The 19,292-nt window shown below is 70.7% G+C and carries 24 protein-coding genes and 1 tRNA gene; 7 read left to right on the forward strand and 18 right to left on the reverse strand.

What is annotated here, in order from left to right:
- The first annotated feature begins 100 nt into the window (after positions 1-100).
- Positions 101-289, forward strand: a complete 189-nt coding sequence (locus OG494_RS39055) for a DUF397 domain-containing protein (protein WP_328447404.1) — start codon at positions 101-103, stop codon at positions 287-289.
- Between the two features lie 94 nt (positions 290-383).
- Positions 384-1,223 carry a MerR family transcriptional regulator gene (locus OG494_RS39060; protein WP_328447405.1) on the forward strand — a complete coding sequence of 280 codons (840 nt, stop codon included), beginning with the start codon at positions 384-386 and terminating at the stop codon, positions 1,221-1,223.
- Here the strand turns inward: OG494_RS39060 and thrS are convergent.
- From thrS to OG494_RS39080, 4 genes are all read right to left on the reverse strand, one after another.
- Complete coding sequence (thrS, locus tag OG494_RS39065; RefSeq protein WP_442874337.1) at positions 1,156-2,394, reverse strand: threonine--tRNA ligase; 1,239 nt, start codon at positions 2,392-2,394, stop codon at positions 1,156-1,158. The genes OG494_RS39060 and thrS overlap by 68 nt on opposite strands.
- Positions 2,395-2,562: 168 nt before the next feature.
- Positions 2,563-3,186: a dihydrofolate reductase family protein gene (locus OG494_RS39070; RefSeq protein ID WP_328447407.1), complete on the reverse strand. Its 624-nt coding sequence runs from the start codon at positions 3,184-3,186 to the stop codon at positions 2,563-2,565.
- 79 nt (positions 3,187-3,265) lie between these two features.
- Positions 3,266-3,733 carry a heme-degrading domain-containing protein gene (locus tag OG494_RS39075; protein WP_328447409.1) on the reverse strand — a complete coding sequence of 156 codons (468 nt, stop codon included), beginning with the start codon at positions 3,731-3,733 and terminating at the stop codon, positions 3,266-3,268.
- A gap of 25 nt (positions 3,734-3,758) precedes the next feature.
- Positions 3,759-4,136, reverse strand: a complete 378-nt coding sequence (locus OG494_RS39080) for a VOC family protein (RefSeq protein WP_328447411.1) — start codon at positions 4,134-4,136, stop codon at positions 3,759-3,761.
- Between the two features lie 90 nt (positions 4,137-4,226).
- Between OG494_RS39080 and OG494_RS39085 the strand changes: the two genes are divergently transcribed.
- Positions 4,227-6,179, forward strand: coding sequence for a phosphocholine-specific phospholipase C (locus OG494_RS39085; protein ID WP_328447412.1), 1,953 nt, complete (start codon positions 4,227-4,229; stop codon positions 6,177-6,179).
- Here OG494_RS39085 and OG494_RS39090 read toward each other — a convergent pair.
- Positions 6,176-7,405 (reverse strand): M20 metallopeptidase family protein, encoded by a 1,230-nt coding sequence (locus OG494_RS39090; RefSeq protein WP_328447414.1) that lies wholly within the window; start codon positions 7,403-7,405, stop codon positions 6,176-6,178. The two genes, OG494_RS39085 and OG494_RS39090, sit on opposite strands and share 4 nt — an antisense overlap.
- Positions 7,406-7,482: 77 nt before the next feature.
- On the opposite strand from OG494_RS39090, the gene OG494_RS39095 reads away from it, so the two are divergent.
- The 4 genes from OG494_RS39095 (at position 7,483) to OG494_RS39110 (ending at position 8,805) form a co-directional block, all read left to right on the forward strand.
- Positions 7,483-7,965 (forward strand): tRNA adenosine deaminase-associated protein, encoded by a 483-nt coding sequence (locus OG494_RS39095; protein ID WP_328447416.1) that lies wholly within the window; start codon positions 7,483-7,485, stop codon positions 7,963-7,965.
- Positions 7,966-7,988: 23 nt separating this feature from the next.
- On the forward strand, positions 7,989-8,417 hold the full coding sequence (locus tag OG494_RS39100) for a nucleoside deaminase (RefSeq protein ID WP_328447418.1): 429 nt from the start codon (positions 7,989-7,991) through the stop codon (positions 8,415-8,417).
- Positions 8,418-8,474: 57 nt separating this feature from the next.
- On the forward strand, positions 8,475-8,684 hold the full coding sequence (locus OG494_RS39105) for a CsbD family protein (RefSeq protein WP_328459162.1): 210 nt from the start codon (positions 8,475-8,477) through the stop codon (positions 8,682-8,684).
- A 33-nt stretch (positions 8,685-8,717) separates the two neighbouring features.
- Positions 8,718-8,805 (forward strand) — tRNA-Ser (locus tag OG494_RS39110).
- A gap of 89 nt (positions 8,806-8,894) precedes the next feature.
- Here OG494_RS39110 and OG494_RS39115 read toward each other — a convergent pair.
- The 13 genes from OG494_RS39115 to OG494_RS39175 form a co-directional block, all read right to left on the reverse strand.
- Positions 8,895-10,256, reverse strand: coding sequence for a tyrosine-type recombinase/integrase (locus tag OG494_RS39115; RefSeq protein WP_328447419.1), 1,362 nt, complete (start codon positions 10,254-10,256; stop codon positions 8,895-8,897).
- A gap of 10 nt (positions 10,257-10,266) precedes the next feature.
- Positions 10,267-10,485: a helix-turn-helix domain-containing protein gene (locus OG494_RS39120; RefSeq protein ID WP_328447421.1), complete on the reverse strand. Its 219-nt coding sequence runs from the start codon at positions 10,483-10,485 to the stop codon at positions 10,267-10,269.
- Positions 10,486-10,688: 203 nt separating this feature from the next.
- Entirely contained in the window at positions 10,689-11,387 is a 699-nt protein-coding gene (locus OG494_RS39125) for a hypothetical protein (RefSeq protein ID WP_328447422.1), read from the reverse strand.
- Positions 11,388-11,439: 52 nt separating this feature from the next.
- Entirely contained in the window at positions 11,440-12,144 is a 705-nt protein-coding gene (locus OG494_RS39130; RefSeq protein WP_328447424.1) for a DNA methylase, read from the reverse strand.
- Between the two features lie 129 nt (positions 12,145-12,273).
- Complete coding sequence (locus OG494_RS39135; protein ID WP_328447425.1) at positions 12,274-13,305, reverse strand: AAA family ATPase; 1,032 nt, start codon at positions 13,303-13,305, stop codon at positions 12,274-12,276.
- Positions 13,306-13,339: 34 nt separating this feature from the next.
- On the reverse strand, positions 13,340-14,278 hold the full coding sequence (locus tag OG494_RS39140) for a bifunctional DNA primase/polymerase (protein WP_328447427.1): 939 nt from the start codon (positions 14,276-14,278) through the stop codon (positions 13,340-13,342).
- Positions 14,278-14,772 (reverse strand): hypothetical protein, encoded by a 495-nt coding sequence (locus OG494_RS39145; protein ID WP_328447429.1) that lies wholly within the window; start codon positions 14,770-14,772, stop codon positions 14,278-14,280. Before OG494_RS39145 ends, OG494_RS39140 begins: the two co-directional genes overlap by 1 nt.
- Entirely contained in the window at positions 14,763-14,906 is a 144-nt protein-coding gene (locus OG494_RS39150) for a hypothetical protein (protein ID WP_328447431.1), read from the reverse strand. The genes OG494_RS39145 and OG494_RS39150 overlap by 10 nt, the downstream gene beginning before the upstream one ends.
- Positions 14,907-14,966: 60 nt before the next feature.
- Positions 14,967-15,134, reverse strand: coding sequence for a hypothetical protein (locus OG494_RS39155; RefSeq protein ID WP_328447433.1), 168 nt, complete (start codon positions 15,132-15,134; stop codon positions 14,967-14,969).
- Positions 15,135-15,403: 269 nt separating this feature from the next.
- Complete coding sequence (locus tag OG494_RS39160; protein WP_328447435.1) at positions 15,404-17,572, reverse strand: cell division protein FtsK; 2,169 nt, start codon at positions 17,570-17,572, stop codon at positions 15,404-15,406.
- 17 nt (positions 17,573-17,589) lie between these two features.
- Positions 17,590-18,690 (reverse strand): hypothetical protein, encoded by a 1,101-nt coding sequence (locus tag OG494_RS39165; protein ID WP_328447437.1) that lies wholly within the window; start codon positions 18,688-18,690, stop codon positions 17,590-17,592.
- Positions 18,687-18,980, reverse strand: coding sequence for a hypothetical protein (locus tag OG494_RS39170; RefSeq protein ID WP_328447439.1), 294 nt, complete (start codon positions 18,978-18,980; stop codon positions 18,687-18,689). The genes OG494_RS39165 and OG494_RS39170 overlap by 4 nt, the downstream gene beginning before the upstream one ends.
- On the reverse strand, positions 18,977-19,222 hold the full coding sequence (locus OG494_RS39175) for a hypothetical protein (RefSeq protein ID WP_328447441.1): 246 nt from the start codon (positions 19,220-19,222) through the stop codon (positions 18,977-18,979). Before OG494_RS39175 ends, OG494_RS39170 begins: the two co-directional genes overlap by 4 nt.
- Positions 19,223-19,292 lie beyond the last annotated feature (70 nt).

Genomic DNA, 19,292 nt, shown 5'->3' on the forward strand with positions numbered 1-19,292 from the left:
GATCCACGATGACGCTGGATCAGACCTCTCCGAATGCGGGAGAATCGGGCGTATGGCCGGCCGAACAGGCCGCCGCCCACGACGAGTGGAGGCGCACCTCATGCCCATCGACGAGCGAACCGAAATGGCCTGGCGCAAGAGCAGTTACAGCAATGCCAATGGCTGTCTGGAAGTCTCCCTGTCCGTCTCGTCGGTGGTGGTCCGCGATGCGAAAGCGCCCTCGTCAGGCAATCTCGCTCTCGGCTCGCAGGCTTGGCGGGCTTTTCTGATCACTGTCGCTTCCACGTGATCGACTTTACCGCCGATCGTCGAACATGTGATCGACACAATGGGGTGAAGTCGGGCTTGCGCCTCCTCTGGGGGGAGGTGCCACGCTGACCGGCATGCGGTACTCGATCGGCGACCTGGCCCGGCGGACGGGACTCACGGTCAAGGCCGTGCGCTTCTACTCCGACCGCGGTCTCGTGCCGCCGTCCGAGCGTAATTCCGCAGGTCACCGCCTCTACGACGACGCCGCACTCGCGCGGCTCGACCTGATCCGCACCCTGCGCGAGCTGGGGCTGGACCTCGCGACGATCCGGCGGATCGTCGACGGCGAAGTCGCCGTCGCCGATGTCGCGGCGACGCACGTCGGAGCCCTGGACGTCCAGATCCGGGTGCTGCGGTTGCGTCGCGCTGTCCTGGCCGCTGTCGCGGAGCGTGGTTCGTCACCCGAGGAGACAAGTCTCATGAACCAGTTGGCCCAGCTGTCGGACACCGAGCGTCGCCGGTTGGTCGACGACTTCCTCAGCGACGCTCTCGGCGACCGTCCCGAACTCGCGGGCATCGCGCGCACGTTGACGCCAGAGTTGCCCGGCAACCCGGCTTCCGCGCAGGTCGAGGCCTGGATCGAGCTGGCCGGGCTGGCGCAGGATCCGGAATTCCGCGCGATCCTGCGCCAGCTCGCCGACCAGCACGAAGGCGGCCTGCGCCGTGACTTTGCCGCTGAAGTGCGCGACGCCGTCACGCCGGCGCTCCAGGCCGGGGTGACGCCGGATTCGCCCGCGGCCGCCGCGATCGTCGGCGGTCTCGGGCGCGAACCCGGCCAGCTGCGGGAATGGCTCGACGTCGTCAGCGATCCACGCCGTGAGCGCTACCTGGAACTGCTCGCCGTCATCAACGGCTGGGCGAGTCCGGAAAGCCTGACGCCGGTGCTGGATTGGCTCGCCGAAGCGGTTTCCTGATCTCTTCGGCCAGCGAAGCCAGCGCGTCCGCCGCCGGTCGCGCCGCGACCTGGCTTCCGTCGCGCAGCCGCAAGGAAAGCGAGCCCGACAAAACCTCCCGAGGCCCGATCACGGCCTGGTAGGGCGCCAGCCGTCCCTCACGAATGCGCGCGCCCAGGCTGCCGCGGGACGCGTCGACGACCTCGATGCGCAGATCGTCGTGCTGAATCCCTTGTGCATAAGGCAGTTCCGCGTCGGACAGGGGCAGCAAGCGCAGCTGTACCGGCGCCAGCCAGGCCGGGAACGCGCCGCCGTGGACCTCGATCAGCTGCGCCATCGCCCGCTCGATGCTGCCGATGATGCTGCGGTGGACCATCACTGGACGGTGTTTCGCGCCGTCCGCGCCGACGTACTCCAGGCCGAACTGCTCCGGCTGGTGGAAGTCCACCTGGACGGTCGACAGGGTCGCTTCGCGGCCGGCGCTGTCGACGACCTGGACGTCGATTTTCGGGCCGTAGAAGGCCGCTTCGCCTTCGACAACGTCGTATGCGAGTCCACTGCGGCCGAGGACCGAACGGAGGATTTGTGCCGCCCGCGACCACATTTCGCCGTTGCCGACGTACTTCCCGGAGTTGTCGGCGAGCGAGAGCCGGTACCGCGCCGGGCTGATACCGAGGGCTTCGTAGGCCCGCCTGATCAGGGCCAACGCGGCCGCGGCTTCGTCCTCGACCTGGTCGAGGGTGCAGAAGACGTGCGCGTCGTTGAGCTGGATCGCGCGCACGCGGTTCAGCCCGCCGAGGACCCCGGACAGCTCGGCGCGGTACATCCCGCCGAGCTCGGCCAGGCGCAGCGGCAGCTCACGGTAACTGCGGCCGCGCGACCGGTAGATCAGCGCGTGGTGCGGGCAGAGGCTCGGCCGCAGCACGACCTGCTCACCGCCGAGATCCATCGGCGGGAACATGTCGTCGCGGTAGTGCGACCAGTGCCCGGAGAGCTCGTACAGCTCGCGTTTGCCGAGCACGGGCGAATGGACGTGCCGGTACCCCGCGCGGCGCTCGACGTCGCGGACGTACTCCTCCAAGCTGTGGCGGACGAGCGCGCCGTCGGGCAGCCAGTACGGCAGGCCGGCGCCGAGCAGCGGGTCGGAGCCGAACAGCTCCAGTTCGCGGCCGAGCTTGCGGTGATCGTGCATTGTGGACTCCTCGGGACGGCGAGGCGGCTGACCACAAGACGAAGCCCCGGGGCAACCGCCCCGGGGCTGGAAAACGTCGTTCAGCGCGCCGGGACACTCTCCGGCGTCGTCGTCATGGCGCGCTTCATGCGTCCACGGTAGCCAGCGGAGCCGCCCTCCGCGACGGAATTACTCCGTCGCCAGCCGGAACGTGTCGTGGCGCGGCTTCCCGGCCGGGCGCAGCACCAGCACGTTCGCGCCCGACGAGGTCCGGCGCGTCTCGACGTGCTCGAACGACTTCGGCGCCACGCCCGCCGGGAACAGCTTGCGGCCCTTACCCAGGACCACCGGGTAGAGCCACAGCCGGTATTCGTCCACGAGGTCGTGGGCGATGAGCGTCTGCAGCAGCTCGCCGCTGCCGTGGACCTGGATCTCGCCGCCCGGCCGCGCCTTCAGCTCGCGGACGAACTCGACGACGTCGCCGTCGACGACGGACACGCCGGACCAGTCCGAACCCGGCAAGGTCCGGGACACGACGTACTTCGGCAGGTTGTTCATCGCGACCGCGATCGGGTCGTCCGGGTCGGTCGCCTTCGGCCAGTACTGCACGAAGATGTCGTAGGTCCGGCGGCCGATCAGGAGCGAGCCGGCCTGGCCGAGCCACTCGGCGGCGTAGGCGGCCATGTCGTCCTCGTAGAACGGCGTCACCCAGCCGCCCAGGTCGAAGCCGCCGGACGTGTCCTCCTCGACGCCGCCGGGGCCCTGGTAGACGCCGTCCAGGGACAGGAACGTCGTGACGATCAGTTCGGCCATCGTGCCTCCTCGAATCGGGGATCTCGAAGACGCGTCGTCCGAGGCCGGCGCCGGATCGACAAACCCGTCCGGGGAACTTTCAGGAGGCCAGGAACAGCTCCAGCTGCTCGACGACGAACGCGTGGTCGTCGGCCTGGGGGAGGCCGGACACGCCGACCGTGCCGACCGGTCCGACGCCGCGGACCAGCACCGGGAAGACGCCGCCGTGGGCCGCGTAGACGTCCGGGTCGAGGCGGGAGTCCTTTTCGAACGTGCCGCCCTTCGCGCGGAACTGGGTGCCGATCAGGAACGAGCTGTGGCCGTAGCGGTCGACGACGCGGCTCTTGCGCTCGATCCAGGCGTCGTTGTCGGCTGACGTCCCGGGCAGCGCGGCGTGGAAGAGGCGCTGGCCGTTCCGGCGGACGGAGATCGTCACGGCCAGCCCGCGCTCCCGCGCGGCGGCCAGCAGCTGGGCGCCGAGGGCGAGCGCGGTCTCGTTGTCGAACTTCGTGAACTGGAGGCGTTCCTCCTGGTCAGCGAGCTGGGCGAGGCGTTCGGCTTCGGTCATCCCCCCATTAAATCAACAGTGTTGTTTAATGGCCAGTGAACTCGGTCAGAGAGAGCACGTTGCCGTCAGGATCGCGGAACCAGGCGATCCGGCCGCCGGGCGTGGTCCAGATTTTGTCGGTGTCCTGTGGCAAGTTGTCGAAGGTCAGGAACTCGACGCCCCGGGCGCGCAGTTCGGCGACGGACGTGTGGATGTCGGCCACCGCCCAGCCGAGCACGGTGAACGGGCGCGGCGTGAACTCCTGCACGGCGGTGACACGCAGCATGGTGCCACCGCTGCGGAACGCGCAGGCGAAGGGAGACTGCTCGATGAACTCGAGCCCGGCGACATCCGTGTAGAAGGCACGTGAGCGCTCCAGGTCGGTCGACGGTGCGAAGGCGACCAGATCCGCTGAGTCGAGCATGGCTCCACCTCTTTCTCGGCTCTCCCCGCGGTGAAGGTACTCCTTGTCCGCGCCGCTGACGTGCGGAAAGCTCGCGCCGAGGAGGTGGGCATGGGCCGGATCCGGCGGCGGACGGTGCTCGGCGGCGCGGCCGCGGTGACGGTGGCCGGCGCGCTGCCCGCGGCGTGCGCGGTGCCGGCGTCGCGCACGGGCACGATCGACGACGTCCGCCACGTCGTGGTGCTGATGCAGGAGAACCGGTCGTTCGACCACTACTACGGGTCGATGGCCGGGGTGCGCGGGTTCGGTGACCGCGCGGCCCTGCGTGACGTCTTCCGCCAGCGTGGTGCCGGCGATCCGGTGCTGCCGTTCCGGATCGACACGTCCGTGGTGGACGGCCAGGATCTCGGCGAGCTGCCGCACGACTGGAACAGCACGCACCGCGCGTGGAACGGCGGTGCGTACGACGGCTGGATCGCCGCGAAGAGCCCGATGACGATGGGGCACTTCGCGCGTGAAGACATCCCGTTCCAGCGGGCGCTGGCGAGCGCGTTCACCCTGTGCGACCACTACTTCTGCTCGATCCAAGGGCCGACACAGCCGAACCGGCTGTTCCACTGGACCGGCACGATCGACCCGGACGGGGTCGCGGGCGGTCCGGTCACCCACAACTTCCCGGACTACGAGCCGTCGTTCCGGTGGACGACGTACCCGGAGCGCCTGGAAGCCGCGGGGGTTTCGTGGCGGATCTACGCCAACGACGAGGAGCGCGGCGTCCCGGAGCACTTCGTCGGGGACTACGGCGACAACCCGTTGTGGCTGTTCCAGAACTACCACGACGCGTTGTACTCGATGGACCCCGTGAAGCAACGGCTTGCCGAGCGCGCGAACCTGCGCACGAAGCTCAAGCCGGACTCCGGCCGGGGCCAGGATCTCGACCACGTGCTGGCCGAGTTCCTCGCGGACTGCGCGGCCGGGACGCTGCCCGCGGTGTCGTGGGTCGTGGCGCCGTACGGCTACTGCGAGCACCCCGCGGCCCGGCCGGTCGACGGTGCCGCGTACGTCCAGCGGATGCTGAAAGCGTTGTGGGACAAGCCGGATCTGTGGGAATCCACCGTCGTGTTCATCAACTACGACGAAAACGACGGGTTCTTCGACCACGTCCTCCCGCCGACCCCGCCACCCGGGACACCGGGCGAGTTCCTGCCGGGGAACCGGCCGGCGAGAGGCGCGCCGTCCGGGCCGCCGGCGCCGATCGGGCTGGGGCCGCGGGTGCCGATGACCGTGATCTCACCGTGGAGCCGTGGTGGCTGGGTGAACTCGCAGGTCTTCGACCACACGTCGGTGCTGCGGTTCCTCGAGACGTGGACGGGGGTGAAGGAGCCGAACATCTCGGCGTGGCGCCGCGCGATCTGCGGCGACCTGACCAGCTGTTTCGACTTCCGGACGCACGACACGACGATCCCGCTGCTGCCGGACGTCGCCGCGCTGCGCGCCGAAGTGGACCGGACGCAGGCACGGCTGCCGAAGCCGGGGGTGCGGCCCGGCGCGTTGACGCAGGAGTCCGGCACGGCGAAGGCGCGTCCGCTGCCGTACCAGCCGGTCGCGTGGGCCACAGTGGAGCCGGGCGGGCTCAAGCTGCACCTGGCGAACCACGGCACCCAGGCGCTGCAGCTCTCCGCGCACGCCTACCACGCGGGCGGGTCGGTGCAGCGCTTCGACGTCGCGCCGAGCGGCGTCGTGACCGGCGACGTCGCGTACGGCGCGTCCTACGACGTCGCGATCCACGGCCCGAACGGCTTCCTGGTGGAAGCCTCGGGCAGTGGGCCGGGCCTCGACGCCGCCGTCGTTTTCGAGGCGACGCCGGCACTGCGCGTGACGGTGACCAACGCCGGAGTGGCACCCGTCGCGCTGAACGGCGTCACGCTCCCGCCGGGCGGCGAGCACGACTTCCCGGTGGTGACGGCGAACGGCTGGTACGACGTCACGTTCGAGGTGCCGGGGTGGCGCCGGCGCTTCGCCGGGCACCTGGAGGACGGCCGCCCGTCGCGCACCGGGCCCTAGCGAAGGGCGTCCAGGGCGAAGGCCGCCAGCATCGCGACCCCATTCGGCATCGCGTCTTCGTCGAAGATCACGCGGTTCGAGTGGTTCGCGGCGGCCTCCGCCGGATCGACGCCGGGCGGGCACGCGCCGAGGAACGCGTACGCGCCCTGAACGCGTTGCAGGACGTAGGAAAAGTCCTCGGCGCCCATCAGCGGGTCGGCCATCAGCTCGACGTTGTCCGGGCCCAGCACGGCTTCACCGATGGTCAGGACTTCGGCGGCGACGCGGTCGTCGTTGACGGTCACCGGGTAGCCCGGCTCGACGTCGGCGACGACGCGGCAGCCGTAGGCCGCGCCGACCTGCTCGCACACCTTCGGCAGCTCGGTGCGGACCAGCGAGCGCGTGTGCTCGGACAGGGTGCGGATCGTGCCCTCGAGCTCGGCGGTCTCTGGGATGATGTTCGACGTCGTGCCGGCCTGGATCCGCGTGACCGAAAGCACGGCCGGGTCGAACACGCTCACCCGGCGCGTGATCATCGTGTGCAGTGCGCCGACCATCGCCGCGGCCGCGGGCACCGGGTCGATCGTGTGCTGCGGCGCCGAACCGTGGCCACCCTTGCCGGTGACGCGCACGTGGAACGAGTCCGCCGACGCCATCTGCGGGCCCGGGCGGACCGACAGCAGGCCGCTGCGCAGGTTGGCGAGGATGTGGACGCCGAACGCGCGCTCGACCCGCGTCCCGGCGGCGTCGAGCACGCCCTCGTGGATCATGAACCGGGCGCCGTGGTGACCCTCTTCGCCCGGCTGGAACATGAACACGACCGAGCCGGCCAGCCGGTCCTTCCGCTCGGCGAGCAGCCGGGCCGCGGAAGCGAGCATCGCGACGTGGGTGTCGTGCCCGCACGCGTGCATCGACTCCTCGTCCTCGGACGCGAAGTCCAAACCGGTCTCCTCGGTCAGCGGCAGCGCGTCCATGTCGCCGCGCAGCAGCACCGCCGGGCCGGGCCGCGAGCCGCGCAGGACGGCCGTGAGCGACGTCGTGGCCTTGCCCTCGGTGATCTCCAACGGCAGGTCAGCGAGTGCTTCCCGGATGGCCGCCTGGGTGATCGGGAGGTGGAGGCCCTGTTCCGGCCGGCGGTGCACGGCCCGCCGCAGCGCGACGGTGCGGCCCTGCAGCGCCCGCGCGTCGTCGAGGAGGCCGGCGAACGGGGTGCCGGGCAGGGTGGGCAGGTCAGTGGGTCCGGTCATGCTCCCGATAGTGGCCCATGAGGCGCTTCGGGCGCACCGTGCGTGCGCTCGGTCGAGCGGCGGAATACGGTGTGCGCATGGCGGTGGATGAGCCGGTCACGGGCTTCGCGGTAGCCGTGGTCCGGGAGGACGGTCGGTGGCGGTGCAGTGCGCTCGACCCGGGGGCGTTGACAGAGCTGGATGCGGCGATCACTGAACTGGGCAAACTACGTTCCACCGGCGCGGCCTTCGGGCTACTGGCGGTCGACGACGAGTTCTTCGTCCTCGTCCGGCCGAGCCCGAGGGGACCGGCGTTGCTGCTTTCGGACGCGGCGGCGGCACTCGACTACGACATCGCGGCGGACGTCCTCGACGTCCTGCGCGTCGATCCACCGGACGAGGACGACGACTCGGTCTGGCCCGAAGGTGATCTCGAGATCCTCGCGGACCTCGGGCTGCCGGCGCCGGAGCTGGAGGTGATCGTCGGCGAGGTCGACCTGTACCCGGACGAGCAGCTGCAGATGATCGCGCAGCGCGTCGGGTTCGGTGCCGAGTTCGCCAAGCTCCTGGACGAGCTCTGAGACGCCCGTCCGACACCGAGGCCGTGGAGGCGGCGCTGGAGGCCGCGCGCGCCCCCGGCGCGGACGTCCCGATCGGCGCGGTCGTGTTCGGCCCCGACGGCCGCCCCCTGGCCGCGGCGCGCAACGCGCGCACCGAGCTGGGCGACCCGACGGCACACGCGGAGGTCCTGGCGCTGCGCGCGGCCGCCCAGGTGGTGGGCGACGGCTGGCGTCTCGAGGGCTGCACGCTGGCGGTGACGCTGGAGCCGTGCACGATGTGCGCGGGCGCGCTGGTGCTGGCGCGCATCTCCCGGCTGGTGTTCGGCGCGTGGGAGCCCAAGACGGGCGCGGTGGGGTCCCTGTGGGACGTCGTGCGCGACCGCCGGCTGAACCACCGCCCGGAAGTCCACGGCGGAGTGCTCGTGGCGGAATGCGCGTCCCTGCTGGAGACGTACTTCGCGACGCGTCGCTGAGTCCTCCGGTGGGTACCCCCTTGGTGAGGTCCCCGTCGAAGGAGGAACGTCGTGACGATGAAGGACAAGGTCCAGCAGGCAGTCGGCGGCGCTCGCGAGAAGCTCGGAGACGTGACCGGCAACGATCGTCTCAGGGCATCGGGCCGAGCCCAGCGAAGGACGGCCCAGGTCCGCGAAGTGGCCCACGACCTGCGGGACAAAGCACGAGGCGTGATCCGCGACGTCCAGACGCGACGTCGTCCCGGCCGCCCTGCTGACCCCATGTGAGGCCGGGAAAGGCCCTCCGGTATATTTCTCGGCGGTGGCGTGTCCGAGCGGCCGAAGGAGCACGACTCGAAATCGTGTGACGGCTAATCCCCGTCCGTGGGTTCAAATCCCACCGCCACCGCTCTCAACAGGCGAAACGCCCGGCGACCCTCATGGGGTTGCCGGGCGTTTCGCTGTCCCGTCTCAGTTTCCGTCTCAGATGCCCCCTGATCAGGCGGGCACGAGTGCTCCCTCCGGGCCGTCGTCCTCCTCGTCTTCGTCGTCCGGATCGGCCCACATGTGGGCGCCCACCTGCTCCGCCACCGACGTCACGAGCTCGGTGTTGACGTGCATGTACCGCTTGGCCACGGCCGCGTTGGACCAGCCCATCAGCTCCATCACCGCGGGCAACGGCACCTTGAGCTCAAGCAGCACCGTGGCGGCCGTGTGCCGCGCGTCGTGGAGCCGCGCGTTGCGCACGCCTGCCAGGCGCAGCAACGCCTTCCACGCCCGGTTGTCCGGCGTCGGGTGCGTCGGCCGGCCGATCGGCGTGGCGAACACCCACTCCCCTTCCTCCCAGAGATCCGCCGCCGCTTCGCGCTCGTCTGCCTGCTGGACGCGGTGCGCCTCCAGGGCCTCGATCACGGGCCGGGGAAGGCCGATGACGCGGCGCCCGGCCCGCGACTTCACCTCACCGACGACCAGGCCGCCGCCGAACCGCTCCGGGCAGTAGGCGCCGTGCTCGTGCCCACACGGCTTGTCGGGCGTGCATCCGTGCTGCCAGTTCAGTTGCTGGATCGAGCGGCGGACGGTGAGCGTGCCGGAGCCGCGTCGCGTCGGGCACTCGACGGCGGTGAGCTTGCGGCGGCAGGCTTCGCCGCGCGCGCACCCGTGCTTCCACGTGATCGTGACGTCGGACCACTTCAGCCCGAGCGCTTCGCCGCGCCGGAGCCCGAGCGACAGCGCCAGGATGAACCGCGCGCCGTTCCGGATCTCCCCGGCGGCGGTGATCAAGCGTCGCGCTTCCTCGCGCGAGAATGGCACGATCTCCTCCTCTTCCACGCGCGGCGGCTTCGCGATGCGCGCGGGATTTTCGGTGATGTGCCGCCGCCGGACAGCTTCGTTGAGCGAGGCTCGGACGGTCCGGTGCGCGAGGTGAGCAGTCGACGGCTTGAGTCCTTTTCGGAGGATCTTCCGGTAAGCCAGCTCCAGGTGCTCAGGCTGCAATTTGTCGAGCCGGTGCGCGCCGATGCTCGGAATGAGGTGCTTGTACACCGACGCGCGGTATCCGACCATTGTCGTGAGGCGAACCGTTGGTGCCGCGATGTTCTCGACCCAGTGGGTAAGCCACTGCTCGACGGTCAGGCTCCGGCCCGCTTTCCGGACGCGGCCGGAGTCGCGCTGGCGTTCAAGCTCGCGGACAGCTTCGATGACTTCTGCTTCGGTCTTCCGCTCCACGTGCCGCCGGTCCGGCTTACCGTCCTCCCGGATTCCCATCGTGACGCGGCCGTGCCATTTCTCGTCCTTCCCAAGGTAGATCGAGCTTGCACCGTTTGGCGCGCGGGTGCCTTCAGGGCGCTTCTTGCGTGGCATGGGGTTCCTCTCAGGCGGCCGCCGCGGTGGCGGTGAGTCGGTCGACGTAGGCGGCGAGCGCTCCGGCGGGTACTCGCCGGAGGTGGCCGATTCGCACAGTCGCGATCTCGCCGGCCTTGATCAGGGCGTACATGGTGGTGCGGCCGATGCTCAGCTGTTCCGCGGCGGCCTCGACGGTCAGGAGAGTGCGCGAAGTGTCCAAAGTGGCGGTGTCCAAGGCGTGCTCCATGTGACTTGGCGGAAAAGGCGGCGAGCTTCGAACACGGGCGTTCTCCTGTCGTTCAGTCAGCGGACTATTGAGGTGTCACAGGTGCTGTCACATCTGTTGTGCTGGTCAGGGTGGGTTGAGTGACGGGGTGACAGGTGTGACACCGGTGGGGTGGTCGCTGGTGTCACACCTGCCGGGGACGTGACAACGGGCGGGTCAGGTGGCTACGGGAGTCCGCGGCGCTTCTGCTCGCCCCGGATTTCGTCGTAGGTCCGCGACGGGATCAGCGGGTCCCGCAGGGCTTGGGCGAGGTCGTCGGCGGTGGCGTTCCTGAGGCCGGCGGCCTGGACGCGGTCCTTGGCGCTGGTGTCGCGTGGGCGCTCGATCCGTACGAAGTGCTGGGCGTCGCCGCCAATCTCGATCGCCGCGGCGTGGTCTGTGTCGGTGAGGGCCTTGCGGTTGTCCTCTGGCACGAAGTGGACGTTGGGGTTGTTGCGGTTCATGTCGCGCAGGACCCGGGTCAGCTCGTCGTGGTCGACGTCTCCGAGAGCCTTGCGGAGCTCCACGAGACCGACCCATTCGCCTTCCTCCCGGGCCATCTTGGCCACGGCGTCGCGGACGCGATCCTCAGTCGGCGCGTTGCTCGGTTCCTGCTTGCTGGGCTTGGATTCCTCGGGCTTCGGCATGGACTTCTCCGGTGGGGTGGGCAGCTGGCCGGCGAACGTGCCGGCGTCGGGCGGCGGGGTGCCAGTGGCGGCGGTGTATCTGGCTTCGGCGGCGGTGACCGCGGCCGGGTCGCCGGCGGCGTGGGCGGCTTCCAGTCCGCGGCGGGCGCGGCAGCGGGCCTGGCGGGCGCGGGCGTCGGCGGCTCCGCAGCTACGGCCGTTGCACCGGCGGCCACCTTCGGCGGCTGAGCGGCACATCCGGGTCTCCTCTCGGTGCGGTGAGCTGGGCTGTGTCACGTCCCCGCCGGGTTCAGGCGGCGGCCGCGGCGGTGGCGGCGAGGTGGGCAAGGAGCTGGGTGCCGATGTGGCGGGCGTAGACCGGGGGGATGCATTCGCGGATGCCGTCGCGGTTCATCCACGGCACGCCCATGTCGGCGCGGACGTAGGGGACGCCGGAGAAGTTGCCGACCGCGTGGTACCAGTCCCCGGGCTGAAGCGGGCGGCCCATCTTGACCATCGGGTCGCCGTGCTCGGGATGGTCGGGGACGGTGAGCGGCCAGTTGGTCTCGAACAGCCGGTGCCGGTAGGTGTGCAGCCCGAACCCGGCCATGGCCCCGCACAGCAGGACCGCGTCGCGGAGTTCGGCGCGGGCTTCTTCGACGTTCTCGATCACGTAGGGCTTGCCGAGCCTGGCTACGACTTCGCGGAACTGGGCGATCAGGCGGGGGTGGTCGTTGCCGTGGATGCGGTGGGTCAGTGAGTAGCCCTGGCACGGCGGGCCGCCGGCGACGGCGGCGTATTCGTGGCCGTGCTCGCGGGCGTAGGCGATGGCGTCGCCCTGCACGAAGGTGAATGGGAACCGGAGCTGGGGGTTGATGTCGACGCCGGTGATGTCGAACCCGGCCTGCCAGTAGCCCATCGCTTCGCCGCCCTGGCAGCAGAACCCGATCAGGATGCGGGGCCGCGGGCCGGGGCCGGGCCACGGGAGCCGGGCCGGGAGGGTGAACGTGTCCATTGTGGTCCTTCCTCGGGGCGCTGAGCTGGGCGTTGTCACGTCCCCATGCGGTGGGGCGGAGCTGTGGTGACGGCGGGTGGGACAGGCGGTCGGCGGTGTCCCACCTGCTGTCACACCCGTTTGTCCTGGTCAGGTGCCGTCGAGGGACAGCGGGGACAGGCGTGACACTTCGGGGGTGTCCCCGTTGTCGCTGGTACCGGGGGCGCTGTAGGTGCCGTCCGGGGTCTTGTGCAGCTGTCCCGCGTCGGCCATGCGCGCGCAGGTCTTGCGGACGGTGTTCGGGACGGTGTCGAGCGCTTCAGCGATCCGGGCGGGCTTGAGCGGACCGTGCTCGCGCAACAGGCGCAGGATGTCGGCGCGGGTGTCGGCGACCAGGTGATCGGCGGCGGGGCCGTCGAGCTTGGTCCAGGCACCGGCGGTGGCGTCGAAGGTCATCGCGTAGTCGGTCTCTTCGACGTCGCGGCCGGTCACGTGCAGCACGCCATCGGCTTGCCCGCGGGCGCGTTCGAGCACGAGGGTGGCGTCCATCGCGCCGGTGAGCCCGGCGGTGCCGGACACCATGTTCTGCCAGTCGTCAGCTTCCTGCTTGCGGACGTGGTGGATCAGCAGGAACGGCACGCCGTAGTGGTCGGCGATCTCCTTGAACCGGGCGCCCGCGGCGTAGTCGGAGGCGTAGGCGGACGCGCCGGGCAGGACCGGGCCCCGGATCTTCTGCAGCGTGTCGATGATGACCAGCCGCGCCGTCGGGTTCTCCTCCAGCCACTCCCGGAGCACCTCGTCCCCACCGGCGTTCATGGTGGGGCACGAGGTCTCCAGGGTCAGCAGCGGCGAGGGGCGCCCGCCGGCGGCGATCTGCTGCCGCCGCCGGCGCTGCAACCGGCGGCCGGTGTCCTCCAGCGCGCAGTAGAGCACCGGGCCGCGTTCCACTTCGATCGAGCCGAGCGCGGGTTCCCCGTTCGCGATGGACGCGGCGAGCCCGAGGGACATCCATGACTTCCCCAGCTTCGGCGCGCCGGCCAGCAGGTTGACCCCTTCGGCGAACAGGCCGGGGACGGCCCACTTGACCGGCGGGAACTCCTCTCGCATCAGCTCGGCATCCGTCCACCGGGTGCGGCGGGCGGGCGGTGTCGGCACGGCGGCCAGCGGCCGGGGCGTGGTCATGGTTCGGACCTCCAGGGACGTGACAACGTGCAGGTCAGGCGATCCGGCGGGGACGGTTACGACCGGCCCGCAGACCGGACGTGATCGTGGTTTCGGCTTCGCGGGCGGTGAAGTGCCTGGTGCCGATGTGGCGGCCGGCCGCGGTCATCAGCGCCGCGCGCACCTCGTCTTCGGTGAGCGCGTCGCCGGCCACCAGTTGCCCGAGGGCGACCGCGGCGGCGTAGAGGGTGGCGTTGCGGCTGGTGCTGGCGTCGGCGACCTTCCCGGCTTCGGCCCGCACCGCGGCATCGAGGTAGCGGGAGCGCCGGTCACCGGCGGGCCGGATCGGGACCACCGGCGCGGCCGGCAGCGGCGCCGGGGTGAGCCGGTCGACCAGCCACCCGGGCAGGTCTGCCATCTCGCCGTCCCACAGGAACGCGTACCGGCCGGTCGGGGTGGTGGTGCCGGGGCCGACGACGTAGCCACCCCACGCCCGGGTGTCGACCTTCCACCCGAGCCCCTGCCCGCGCTCCCCGCTGGTGTTGCGCAGTGTCGTGTCCCCCGGAACCCGGTAGTACAGGTGCAGCCCTCCTGAGGGTGTCCGGACGATGAGGGTGTCCCCGGGCAACTCGTGCCCGGCTTCGGCCGCGACGACGGCGAGCACGTCTTCCCCGCTCCGTGCGCCGGCCGCGGCCCACCGCTCCGGCACGGCCTCGCCGGGCTTGAGCGTGTCGAGGTCGAGCACGCACAGACCGGACGGGCCGGTGGCCACCCCGATCCCGTACGGGGCCTGCGTCCACGCGGCGCAGATCTTGTCCGGGTCGGTGGTGGCGCGCTGCTCCCAGGTGCGGTGCCCGCCGGCGCACCGGCCGGTGCCGGGGCAGCCGTCTTCGGCGTGCCCGGCCGGGCGCTTGCTACCCGGCCGGAGCGGGAAGACGTGCCACCCGCGGGCCGCCGCGGCCAGTGCCGCGGTGAGCGTGTCCATTGTGGTCATCAGGCGTCCTTTCTGGTGGTGCGGCTGTAGGCGGTGGTGCGGTGGGCGAGCCAGTCGTGGGTGACGAACCGGTCCTGGCCGAAGTCGTCGGCGATCGCGGCAAGGGCAGGCAGGTGTTCCCAGTCGGCAAAGGTCAGCGCCCCCGGCTCGCGATAGACCTGCACGGCCCTATCCGGCAGCCGGCGAGCCGAGATCAGCTCCGCCGACATCCCGGACCACACCCCAAGGTTGTGCAACACGCGCTGCTCGAACTCGGCGAAGGTGCGGACCCGGGCGCCGGGGTTGTAGCCCTCGCGCAGTCCGATCGCGACCAGCACGGCGGACCGGACCATCTGGCCTTGGCTGTGCCAGTTGCCGCCGGCGGCCAGCTGGGTAGCGGCGCGTTCGCAGTCGGCCAGGGCCGGGGTGCCGTGGGTGACGCTGGGGTCGCGCACCAGCAGCAGAGATGAGGAGAAGTCGCTGCCGCCGGTGCGGGCGTAGGCGGTCAGCGGCACCCGGTGCGGCCGGCGAGCGCCGCGATCTCGTCCACCACGTCGGCGACCGGAACGTCCGGCGCGGCGGACAGGAACTGGTGGGCCCACACGCCGGTGGCGTCGGCGGCCCAGCGGTAGGGAGCGAAAGCAGCCATGTCAGGAGTCCTTTCCGGACGGTTGCCTGGGGTGTCGAGTTCCTGCGTTGAGCAGCACGGCTACTTGGCCTGCTGGGCCTGCACGGCGGCGCAGCCGGGGCAGGTCTTGACGAACATCGGGAACCACAGCGTCCTGGCCTCGCCAGGCGGGAAGGTCAGGCCGCACAGGGTCTTGAACTCGCCGGACCACCAGGACTTTCGGCCGATATGCGCGTACTGGGTCGCCATCAGACTTCCTCTCCGTTGGTGACGGTGTGTGCCTGTTTTCGGGTAGGGGGTGCCGACGCGAGCACCCCGGAGCGGTGTCGCGTGGCGGTGAGGCCGGTGGGTTAGGTCGCGGATTTCGGGTTAGGTTTCTAACCCGGCGGGTTAGCGGGCTGGTTGGCCTGCTGGCCTGCGGAAAGTGAGGTGAGTTAGGTGGGTTAGCCCGTCGCCGGCGGCCGGGTTTCCGGCCGGATTTCGTGGTGGGCGCGGGCTGGCGGGCGAGCTAACCCGGGCTAGCTTTCGTCGTCGAGGTCGGCGGTTGCCTGCCCGGCCAGGGCTTCACGGATCGTGACCGGGTCGACCGGGTAGCGGTTCTGCGAGCTGGGCACCTTGACCCCGATCGCGGCGAGATCGGCGCACAGCTGCTTGCCGGTCAAGCCGCTGTAGTCGGTCGCGAGGGCGATCAGCAGCGGCGCGGCCTTCGCGGCCGGCACCGGCTCATCCCCGAGGACCTCGCAGAGGTCTTCGAGCAGGTTCCGCGGCGCCGCCGGCGCCTCCAACCCGTCGTTGTCCCTGGTGAACCACGGAACCCGGCCGCGCTTCGCGATCGCCGCGAGCCCACGTTCGATGATCGGGGTGACCTGGTCGTTGTCCTTCGCCACGTCGAGGAAGTAGACCTGCACGATCTCCGAGCGTTCCCCGGAGAAGCCCTTGACCACCGCGGTTCCCTTGTCGGTACCGGGAATCAGCTCCGTGGCGCGGTGCCCGGCGGAGTACGCGCCCTGCCCGAGCAACGCGTCATTGGCAACGTGGTCCCCGACGGCGAACGCGATCCCGTTGGAGCAGTTACGCGTCACGTCCCGAGGCATGGAGTCCTTGGTCGGGGCCTGGGTGGAGACGATCAGGTGGATGGCACGCTTGCGTCCCAACCGGACGATGTCGACCAGGAGCTGCCCGATGTCCTCGCCGTACTTCTTGTGCTGGATCGCGACGTGGGCCTCTTCCAGCAGGCAGAAGATGGGGTGCAGCCCGGTGTTCTTTGACGCCAGTTCCCGGGTGACTGCTGGGATTTCGTGTTTGACCAGCAGGTCACCGCGGCGTTGAACCTCCGCGTGCAGCTCACGCAGGTCCGCGAGGATCTGGGCGATGTTCTCGTCTTCGGCGCCCATGACGTAGCGGGAGCAGCGCGGCCCGAACACCTCGAAGTCATAGTTCGCGTCCGGGACCCAGATCCGCAGCTCAGCAGTGGGGTCGAGGGCGGCGCCGGCCATGATGACCCGGGCGGCGGACGACTTGCCCTGGCCGGGCATGCCACCGCAGATGGTGTTGCGCTCCAGCAGCGGCGCCATCATCGGCTCCCCGCGCAACGTCCGTCCGAACGGGACACCCTTGAACACATCCACCGCCCCGTCTTCCAGCAGCGGATACGCCCCCGCACCCTCCGAGAGAGCGCCCTTGTCGGCCACCCACAGGTCCAGAATTCCGGCTTCGCTGCCGGTGGTCGGCCACACCTCTTTGGACAGCCGGTGCAGGCCGGTGGCCAGGTCCGCGCGGCGCCGTGCGACCTTTTCCGCGGTGACCCCGGCCGGGAGCCGGACGACGGCGTGGGTGCCGCGCCCGTCCCGTCGAGCCGGGGTCAGGTACTGCATCGGCAGCCCTTCCTTCAGGTAGTTGGTGATCTGCGGAATCCGAAGTGCGGCAAGGGCTTGCGCGATCGTCGTCTCATCGATCGACACATCGGAGTCCTGTGTGGACGTGGCGAGCCAGCCGGGGACCTTGCCGCGCTGCCGGCCCTCGCGCCACGCCGCGAGGACCACGCCGACGCTGATCACGTAGGGCGCGACCAGCGCCAACGGGGTCCAGGCCCACGCGATGGCGGTGAAGATGAACCGCAGGGCGTCCATCACCCCGCCGACGACGCGGGTGAACTCGCCGGCGCCGGACAGCTGCACCAGCAGCCCGATCAGCAGCACGATCACCACCAGCGCCGCCAGGCCCACGACCCCGGCTTTGACCAGCCCGACCAGCAGTTTCGGCAGGTCCATCACCCGGCGATGCCGCGCGTCCTGCACCCGCGCCTTGCGCTCCAGCCATTCCGCGACCAGCGCCTGGTCCCCCATCGCTTCGGCGGCCTTGATCTGCCGCCGGTAGGCGCCCATCGTGCTCGCGTCCCACATCCGGCCCCGCCACGAGTCCAGGCCCTGAATCACCGTCAGGCCGTGATTCAGCGCGGTCTTCGTCGTCTCGTGCGTCGCGGCCTTCTTGGCCGCGGTGGCGGCCAGCACGACGTCCCGCCGGTACCCCTCGTACCGCGCGATGGCGCGAGCTTTCTGGGAGGTGAGGCGCTGGTACTCCTCCTCGGTGACGATCTCACCTTCGATCGCCTCGCCCTGCTCCGCCGTGATGGGCAGGTGGTGGACGGTGGCCAGCTCGCCGGCGGCCGGGTTCGTGTCGGTGCTCATGATTGTGTCCTCCCAGGTCACTTGCGGTTGGGGTTGGCGTGCTCGTCGCGTAACTGGCGGGCGTACTTCGGCGCGCAGTGCAGCGTCTTGCGGATCGACTCCGCCGACTTCGGGTTGATCGCCACGTCGGGGTTGTCGATCGCGGCGGCGAACGCGGCCCGCAGGTCCTCGATCGAGCGGGTCTTCGGGGCACGCGGGGGGCGGGGCTTGCGAGTCGATTTCGGCTGGTCGCCGGGCCGATCGAGGGTGAGGATCGGGGCGTCGACGATCGGGCCGTCGTCGACGCGGCCAGGCTGGTCCTGCCCGGCGAAGAACGCGGCGATCTCGTCGTCGATCACGTTGGCGACGTGCTGGTCCGGGTGGACTACGGCGGCGAGTCGACGGCCGTCGAGGGTGTAGCGGCCCGGGGTGAACACCAGCCGCGCCCGGCCCTCAGCGTCGATTTCGGCGACCGCCGTGCGGACCGCGGCGGCCCGGACCTTCGCGACCTTCCGCAGCGTCTTGCGCTCGATCCGGGCGGCGGCCCGCTCCGCCGCCGACCGCGGCGGGGACGCGACGGCGAGCTGGTGAGCGATGACGCCGGCGACGGACACGATGCCCATCACCACCGCCGCGTCCCACCCACGGCCCAGGCCGTGCAGCACGTTCAGCGCGAACCCGACCCCGGCGAACACCCACACCCCGACCTGCAGCGCCCACACCGGCCGCTGCGGGTGGCGGTGCCGGGTGACCTCCACCGCGAACGCGAACGCCCACATCCCCAGCTCCGACAGCGCCGGCAACGGCGCCCCCGTGGCGTTGCCGTAGACACCCACGCCGTAGCCGGCCATTGCGGGCACAGCCATGCCGGCGGACACCAGGGCGAGCAGGTAGATCGGCAGCCGGACCCGGTTCGCCGACAACCATCCGGCGAGCCGGACGAGCGTCGCGGCTCGGCGCGCCTGCCGTGCCTTCCGCTGCTGGTCGGCCAGCTTCGCCGCGGCCATCGTGTCGGTGCGGCGCTGCTCGGCTGCCATGCTCTGCGCCCGCAGCTTGCGGTCCAGGGCGGCGTTCGCGTCCTGCCGCTGGATCTCCGCTTCCGCTGCGCGGGTGGCGCGGCGCTCGTCTGCCCAGCTCATCGGGTGACCTCCCGGCCCTGGTGGTTGGTCGTCTCGTCGGTGACGGTCGGCGTCGCCGGCAGCTGCTTGCGGTCGGCGGTGCCGGCGCGCAGCCGGGCCTGTTCGCGGTGGTCGCGCACCTCGTGCACCGCCCACCCAGCCGCCACGACCGCGGACACCAGGGCAAACCACGGGGTGAACACCATGGCCAGGACCAGCGGCCCGACCGTGAACGCCAGCTCGCCGAAGTGCCACACCGCCCACTCCATCGCCCGCTCCAGCCGGGTCCGCTGCTCACGCTGCACGTTCATCGGGGCACCTCCTGCCCAGTCGGGAAACCTGCGGGGAAGAACTGATTGACCGGCCGCTGCGGGGGCCGGGACGCCTGCCGGACGGCCGCCCGGTCCAGCCGAACTAGCACCCCGGCCAAGACGCGTTCCGCGATCACCAGCGGGATCCGCAGCAGGTGCAGGACCAGGAACAGGCACACCGTGCCGGCGAACCGGATGAGGGCGAGGGTTCCGCGCTGCTGCAACACCTCGAACGTGTTCACCGCGACGCCTCCTGTGCCTCGCGACGCGCCTTCTCGATCGCTTCCTGTTCGGCCTGCACGCGGCTGTGCC

It is taken from the genome of Amycolatopsis sp. NBC_00438, from assembly GCF_036026695.1.
Taxonomy (GTDB): Bacteria; Actinomycetota; Actinomycetes; order Mycobacteriales; family Pseudonocardiaceae; genus Amycolatopsis.